Source organism: Marivita sp. (assembly GCF_020055635.1).
Lineage (GTDB): Bacteria > Pseudomonadota > Alphaproteobacteria > Rhodobacterales > Rhodobacteraceae > Marivita.
On sequence record NZ_JAIPUT010000111.1, the window covers coordinates 1 to 6,252 of the forward strand.

Genomic DNA, 6,252 nt, shown 5'->3' on the forward strand with positions numbered 1-6,252 from the left:
GTTCCGCTGCGCTTTGGGCGGCAGAGCAGGGGCTTCGCGTGGCCCTTCTGGAAGAGGGACGCATCGCCGGAGAACAATCCGGGCGAAACTGGGGATGGGTGCGCCGCATGGGCCGGGCGCGCGCCGAGTATCCGCTTGGTATAGAAAGCCTGCGCATCTGGGAGGGGTTGGCATCCCGCACATCACGGGAAACCGGATTTCGACGCACGGGTATTGTCTATGGGGCGGCGACTTCCGCAGAACTGGCATGGCTCGAGCGGGTCGAGAAGGATGCGCAGGACTTTGATTTGAACGTGCGGCGTTTGGGTCGGGCAGAGCTTGCGACATCTTTTCCCGGCGCAACGCTTACCGAGAACACCGCATTGCTGACACAAGACGACGGCAGGGCAGAACCCGGCCTTGCGACCGCAGCAATTGCCCTTGGGGCACAAGACGCCGGTGCCGCAATCCTGCAAGGCTGTGCGGCCCGGAGTATCGAGATGTCGGCCGGGCAGGTCAGTTCCGTCATCACCGAGCGTGGTCCGATAAAGACCAGTCTTGTCATATTGGCCGGAGGGGCATGGTCTCGGGTGTTCGCGGGCAATCTCGGGGTCGACCTTCCACAATTGCGGGTCCGCGGCTCAGTTCTGAGGACCAGCCTGGTCGCGAACGGACCGTCTCTTACATTCGGCAATGGCCAATTCGGTATCCGTCCCCGGCTGGACGGTGGGTATACAATAGCCCAACGGGGACGGTCGCCGGTCCAGATCACACCTGATGCGTTTCGACTCATGCCGAAATTCCTTGCCGGATTGCAGGAAAACAGCCGCGATATTTCGCTGACACTGGACGCCTCGTTCTGGCAGGCTTTGATGATGCAACGGCGCTGGTCCACCGATGCTGTCACACCTTTTGAACGGTGCCGCGTCCTTGATCCCGACCCCAGAACGCCCGGCCTTGAACAGGCTTTGAGCGATGTCAGACGCAGCTTTCCCATGTTTCGCGATGCCAAGATCCTCGAACAATGGGGCGGTATCATTGATGTCACCCCGGATGGTGTGCCGATCATCGACCACATCTCGACTGTTCCGGGTTTGGTCGTGGCGACCGGATTTTCAGGTCATGGGTTCGGCATTGGACCAGCGGCAGGTAAGTTGGCAGTCGAATTGGGGATAGACGCGCGCCCCTTGGTTGACCCTGCGCCGTTTCAATTTTCGCGGTTTGGCAGAAAACCAAAAACCGCATTTGCTGCGGCACAGGCCTGACCGTGCAAGCCAGCAGTCCCAAAAAATCTCTATCGCGACACAAATGGTTTGAATTGGACAGGGTTCATGTCCGCAGCCTTCAATAGTGGCGGGATTTAACTGCGAGCACCGGAGACCAAACATGATCGACAAGATCCGCATGGCCGAGTTGACCTCGGAAGAAGCCAGGCAACATTTGACGGAAGATGCTGTCGTTCTTCTGCCCATGGGATCACTTGAGGATCAGGGAATTCACGCCCCCATGGGCGACTATCTTGCTGCTGACCTCATGGCCCTTGAGATCGCCAAGACAGCGCGTGACCGAGGTGTATCCACGTTTGTCGCCCCTGTTGTGCCTTTTGGGGGCAAGGACTTTTTCGATTCGAGCCATGGCGGGATTTCGATCAGCAACGCAACGCTGGTTGCGCTGCTTGACGACATTTTCGGTTGTTTGAACCGTCATGGTATCCGCAAGGTGATGATCGTCAACGGACACGGTGGAAACGTGCCCGCAATCACCGAAGTGACCCTTCGGTGGCGTCAGAAAGCAGGTCTGTTTGTGCCATCCATGTACTTGTGGCAGGTTGCCTACGGAGAATTGCCGGATCTGATCGGTGGCGAAAAAGCCAGCGCCTCATCTGGACACGGCGGGGATCCGCTGACTTCGGTTGGTCTGCATTTCTACCCGGATTTGTTGCGGCCTGATCTTGTCCGTCCGGCACCAGCTGGTGCTAGGGTGAAAGGGATGCAGATCTCGGGATTCTCGACGATCACCTACGATGGGGCGAAAATCCAAGTCCCAATCGAGGCGCTTGAAGCGACTGAAACGGGTGCTTTTGGCTGTGATCCGACCCTCTGTTCCGCAGAGACGGGCGAAACACTTGTCAAACGTCTGGCCGCGATTGGTGCCGGATTGGTCTGTGATCACGTTGCGAAAGGTTTGCATGACTAGAACTGCCAATTCCATCAAACTCAACAAGGAGGTAAATCAATGAATAATCGAAAAACTCTCTTGGCACTCGGCACAGCCATGGCTCTTTTGCTCAGCGGTGCAGCCCATGCGGAAACGACATGGCGGATGGCAACCAAGATGCCAGTTGACAGTCCGGAAGGGCAGGTCTTCGAAAAGTTTGCGGAACTCGCTGAAGAGTACACCAATGGTGAATTGAAGATCGATGTGTATCCCAATGAACAATTGGGTAAGGAAGACGCTGTGCTCGAACAGCTACAGGCGAATATCATCCAAGTTTACGCCGAAGGTTTCGGATACATGAAGAAGTGGGAACCGGCCTTGGCTTGGGTTGCCGCCGCGTTCGCCTTTGATGACTACGATCACTGGCAACGTTTCATGACGTCGGAAACTGTCAATGGCTGGTTCGACAATGCCGCAGACCAAGCTGGTGTTCGACCCCTTGGTGATCCGACACTTGTTTTGCGCGGTCCGTATCGCGTGATGGTGTCAAACATGCCGATCGAATCCGCCCAAGACATTGAAGGTGTCAAACTGCGGATGCACGAGAACAAGGTTGCCATTGAAACGTGGGATCATCTTGGAGCCGAAGTGATCACTCTTCCATGGACTGAAGTGTACCAAGGGATATCGAAAAGCATTGTCGAAGCGGTCAATTCACCCATCGCGCTGGTGGAATCGATGCGCTTCAATGAAGTTGCCCCCTACATCACCCGCCACGATGAATATTGGCAGTCCATCGGGTTCATGGTGAACGAACAAGCGCTGGCCAGTCTGGACGACGACACGCGCGCAGGACTTATGAAAGCCTACGAAGAGGTAGGGGATTACTCCCAGGATGTGATGTTCAACGTTGCCGAGGAAAGCATCAAGCGGATGGAGGAGGCGGGCGCTACCTTCACAGTGCTCGACACAGCGCCGTTGGTCGAAAAGATGCAAAGTTTCTATGCTGACATGGCAGAGTCAGGTGAGTTACCCGAAGGCTTTATGGAGGCGGTCGAGGCCGCTCGTGGGTCTGGTTCGTGACGCCATATGACTATACACCCGAGGGTCCGCTTCAGCGGGCCCTCAACTGGATTGACCGAGCGAACTGGAATCTTGGCGGCGTTTTTCTGTGGCTCTCCAATATCTGCCTGTTGGCAATGCTCCTCTTGACGACAGCCACGATAATTCTGCGTCCGATGAGTCTTGCACCTTACTGGATGTGGCCTTGGACCATGGTGTTTTTCATCTGGCTGAGCTTTTTTGGTTTTTTTGCACTTTACGCACGACTGGCTGATGTCCGCGTCGATTTCGTGGCAGGCCTCTTCGGGCCGGTTGGAATCGCCGTTACGCGGCTCTTGACCGATGCTGCGACACTGACTGTGACAGGCGTGTTGTTGTGGCAGGTTCCGAAAGTAATAAGCACGTCACTTGGTGTCTATGATGGCGCTATTCTGCCAGCGGGGTTTGAACTACCTCGGCTTGCACTTTCCATCCCACTTTTCATATCTGCTGCGCTGGTGGCGCTGACGGCTCTTCTAGATCTTGCGAAGATGGCTGCTGGCATGCCCGAAAACGTTGCACTCTCCCATCCGGAGGTCTGACCTTGGCGTGGATTCTTATTGGGACTTTCATTGCACTTATTCTGTGTCGTGTTCCCATTTCCATCGCCATCGGAATGGCGACAGTACTGACCTTTCTCACATCCGACTTTTCAAACGCGTTGCAGATCATTCCGCAACAGATGCTCGAAGGCGTGAACAAAGCGTCCCTGACCGCAGTGCCCTTTTTCATCATGGCCGGCAATTTGATGAACGTCACGGGGGTGACGGTCCGGATTTTTGCCTTTGCCAATGCCCTTGTTGGCCATTTCAAAGCCGGATTGGCACAGGTGAACGTGCTGTCCTCGATGATCTTTGCGGGCATTTCGGGCGCAGCTGTCGCTGACTGCGCCGGACTTGGTGCGATCGAGATCAAAGCGATGCGCGAAAGGGGGTACAAGGCAGATTTCGCGGCTGCCGTAACTGTCGCCTCTTCGGTAATCGGGCCTCTTATTCCCCCATCAATTGGTCTCGTAATCTACGCTTTCCTTGCCCAGCAATCCATCGAGAGGATGTTCTTGGCAGGCTTGGTGCCAGGGATTTTGGTGGGACTGGCCCTCATGCTCTACATTCGTTTACGTGCCGGGATCGAGGATTTCCCCACTCAGCAACGGGCATCAGTTCGCGAAGTTGGTCAAAGCGCGCGTCACGGATTTGCCGCCTTGATGGCCCCTGCGATCATCTTGGGTTCAATCATGTTCGGGTTTGTAACCGCTACCGAAGCGGGGGTCTTGGCCTGCATCTATTGCATTGGACTGGGCATCTGGTACCGCGAGTTGACTTTGGCCAAGTTTGCTCAAGCTCTTTCGGATTCCACCATGATGACGTCTGTCATCATGATCATCATCGCCTTCTCAATTGCCATGGGCTGGCTTCTCGCAATCGACCAGACCCCGCAAAAACTGGCTGACTGGACATTTTCGCTCACCGAAAACCGCAATATCTTTCTTGGGTTGCTTCTGGTTTTCATTGTTCTCGTTGGTTGCGTTGTAGAAGGGGTTCCGGCCAAACTCATTCTGGTGCCGACCTTGCTTCCCTTGATCGACGCCTACGGTATCGACCGGGTGCATTTCGGTATCATCATTCAATTAGGCCTGCTCATTGGCATCGCGACGCCACCGATGGGTATTGGCCTTTACATCGTGTCGAAAGTCGGTGGTGTCTCATTCGAAAAGGTGACGGTTGCTGTGTTGCCAATGCTGTTGCCGCTTTTCGCGGTTCTGCTTCTGCTAACCTATGTGCCGCAAACAGTCACTTTCCTGCCCGATCTCATTCTCGGAAAACAATAACCAAGGGGGCGACATGTCCAACCTCACCTACAAGATGAACCCGATACCCACGCCGATTGCGCAGGACAAGCTGGACCGGCTTGCCAAGCTCGAAACCGCGACGATTGGCCATTTCTACCATTTCGGTTTTGCGGCACCGGCGATCCAACCGGTTCTTTCGGGCAAGGTGGTGGCGGCCACGGTTGCGACGCTTGCCATTCCCGGTCTCGATTCAACCCTTCTGCACCATTGCCTAAGTCAGTGCGGTCCCGGATATTTCCTTGCAGTGGACCGGTTGGGCGACACGAAATACGCCTGTTGGGGCGGCGGGGTGACCCGTATGGCGGCGATGATCGGGCTTGAGGGAGGCTGCGTGGATGGTCCGCACACCGACACTGCGGAAATTGTCGAACAAGACTTCGCCATGTGGTCGCGCGGGGCGTCGCCTGTCACCACCCGGCTTTACAACACAGGTGGGGGATTCAATGTACCCATCAGCATTGGTGGCGCGGCCGTGCTGCCGGGCTATGCCGTTCTGGCGGATGAAAGCGGCGTTCTGTTCATCGCGCCCGAAGACCTTGATGCGGTTCTGGACGAGGGCGAAACCAAGACCGAACGGGGACGTGTCAACGAAGACAAGGTCTCTGGCGGGACACATCTTGGCGAATTATCCGGAGCCTCGGCGATGGTGGCGGCCAAGATTTCCAGCTAGTCGCTGGCGGTTTGAAGAAAGGAGGCGTGGGCCGAATGTTCTCTACACCAAGTCTCACACACGTCACGCGCGATTTCGAGGATAAGGCCCACATGCTTGCGCCGGGCGCGGTTGATATATGTACACGCCACATCCAGCGGATCAATCTTGTCGGTCACGGGGATTTGCGTCAGGTTTCCAGCCCTTATGTCGGCTTCCAGGGCGCTCAGCGACAGAGCCGAAGCACCGTAGCCCTGACGCACCATTTCGCAGATCGTCGCCAGCGAGTTGCCATAATGGCGCGGCGCCGGTTGCGATCTCATTTCGTCGACATACTCGGCCACCGGGTTAAACAACGGCGAGGGTTTGGGGTAGAGCACCAATGGCATCTCCCGCAGTCCCTCCGGCGTCATCGGCAAGTCGCGCCCCGTGATAAGATCTGGACGGGCCACCCAACCGACTGTGTAGCGCGTGGTAAAATCCCAACCTGCCGTCCGGTCGCCACTGGCGGTAAAGG

General features: G+C 56.2%; 7 protein-coding genes. 6 read left to right on the forward strand and 1 reads right to left on the reverse strand.

Annotation, left to right across the window (positions count from 1 at the left end; all coding sequences use genetic code 11):
- The 6 genes from LCF60_RS22910 to LCF60_RS22935 form a co-directional block, all read left to right on the forward strand.
- On the forward strand, nt 1–1,244 hold a 1,244-nt coding region (locus tag LCF60_RS22910; protein ID WP_292294855.1), incomplete at its 5' end, for an FAD-binding oxidoreductase.
- A gap of 121 nt (nt 1,245–1,365) precedes the next feature.
- On the forward strand, nt 1,366–2,175 hold the full coding sequence (locus LCF60_RS22915) for a creatininase family protein (protein WP_292294856.1): 810 nt from the start codon (nt 1,366–1,368) through the stop codon (nt 2,173–2,175).
- A gap of 39 nt (nt 2,176–2,214) precedes the next feature.
- Complete coding sequence (locus tag LCF60_RS22920; RefSeq protein ID WP_292294857.1) at nt 2,215–3,219, forward strand: TRAP transporter substrate-binding protein; 1,005 nt, start codon at nt 2,215–2,217, stop codon at nt 3,217–3,219.
- Entirely contained in the window at nt 3,216–3,779 is a 564-nt protein-coding gene (locus tag LCF60_RS22925) for a TRAP transporter small permease subunit (protein ID WP_292294858.1), read from the forward strand. Before LCF60_RS22920 ends, LCF60_RS22925 begins: the two co-directional genes overlap by 4 nt.
- A gap of 2 nt (nt 3,780–3,781) precedes the next feature.
- On the forward strand, nt 3,782–5,065 hold the full coding sequence (locus LCF60_RS22930; protein WP_292294859.1) for a TRAP transporter large permease: 1,284 nt from the start codon (nt 3,782–3,784) through the stop codon (nt 5,063–5,065).
- Between the two features lie 13 nt (nt 5,066–5,078).
- Entirely contained in the window at nt 5,079–5,756 is a 678-nt protein-coding gene (locus LCF60_RS22935; RefSeq protein ID WP_292294860.1) for an RraA family protein, read from the forward strand.
- Here LCF60_RS22935 and LCF60_RS22940 read toward each other — a convergent pair.
- Nucleotides 5,753–6,252 (reverse strand): substrate-binding domain-containing protein (locus LCF60_RS22940; protein WP_292294861.1); only part of this gene is annotated, 500 nt, incomplete at its 5' end. The genes LCF60_RS22935 and LCF60_RS22940 overlap by 4 nt on opposite strands.

What these genes read in the sequence shown, in the direction of transcription:
- LCF60_RS22915 (WP_292294856.1), top strand. Translation starts at nt 1,366, where the DNA reads ATGATCGACAAGATCCGCATGGCCGAGTTGACCTCGGAAGAAGCCAGG.
- LCF60_RS22920 (WP_292294857.1), top strand. Translation starts at nt 2,215, where the DNA reads ATGAATAATCGAAAAACTCTCTTGGCACTCGGCACAGCCATGGCTCTT.
- LCF60_RS22935 (WP_292294860.1), top strand. Translation starts at nt 5,079, where the DNA reads ATGTCCAACCTCACCTACAAGATGAACCCGATACCCACGCCGATTGCG.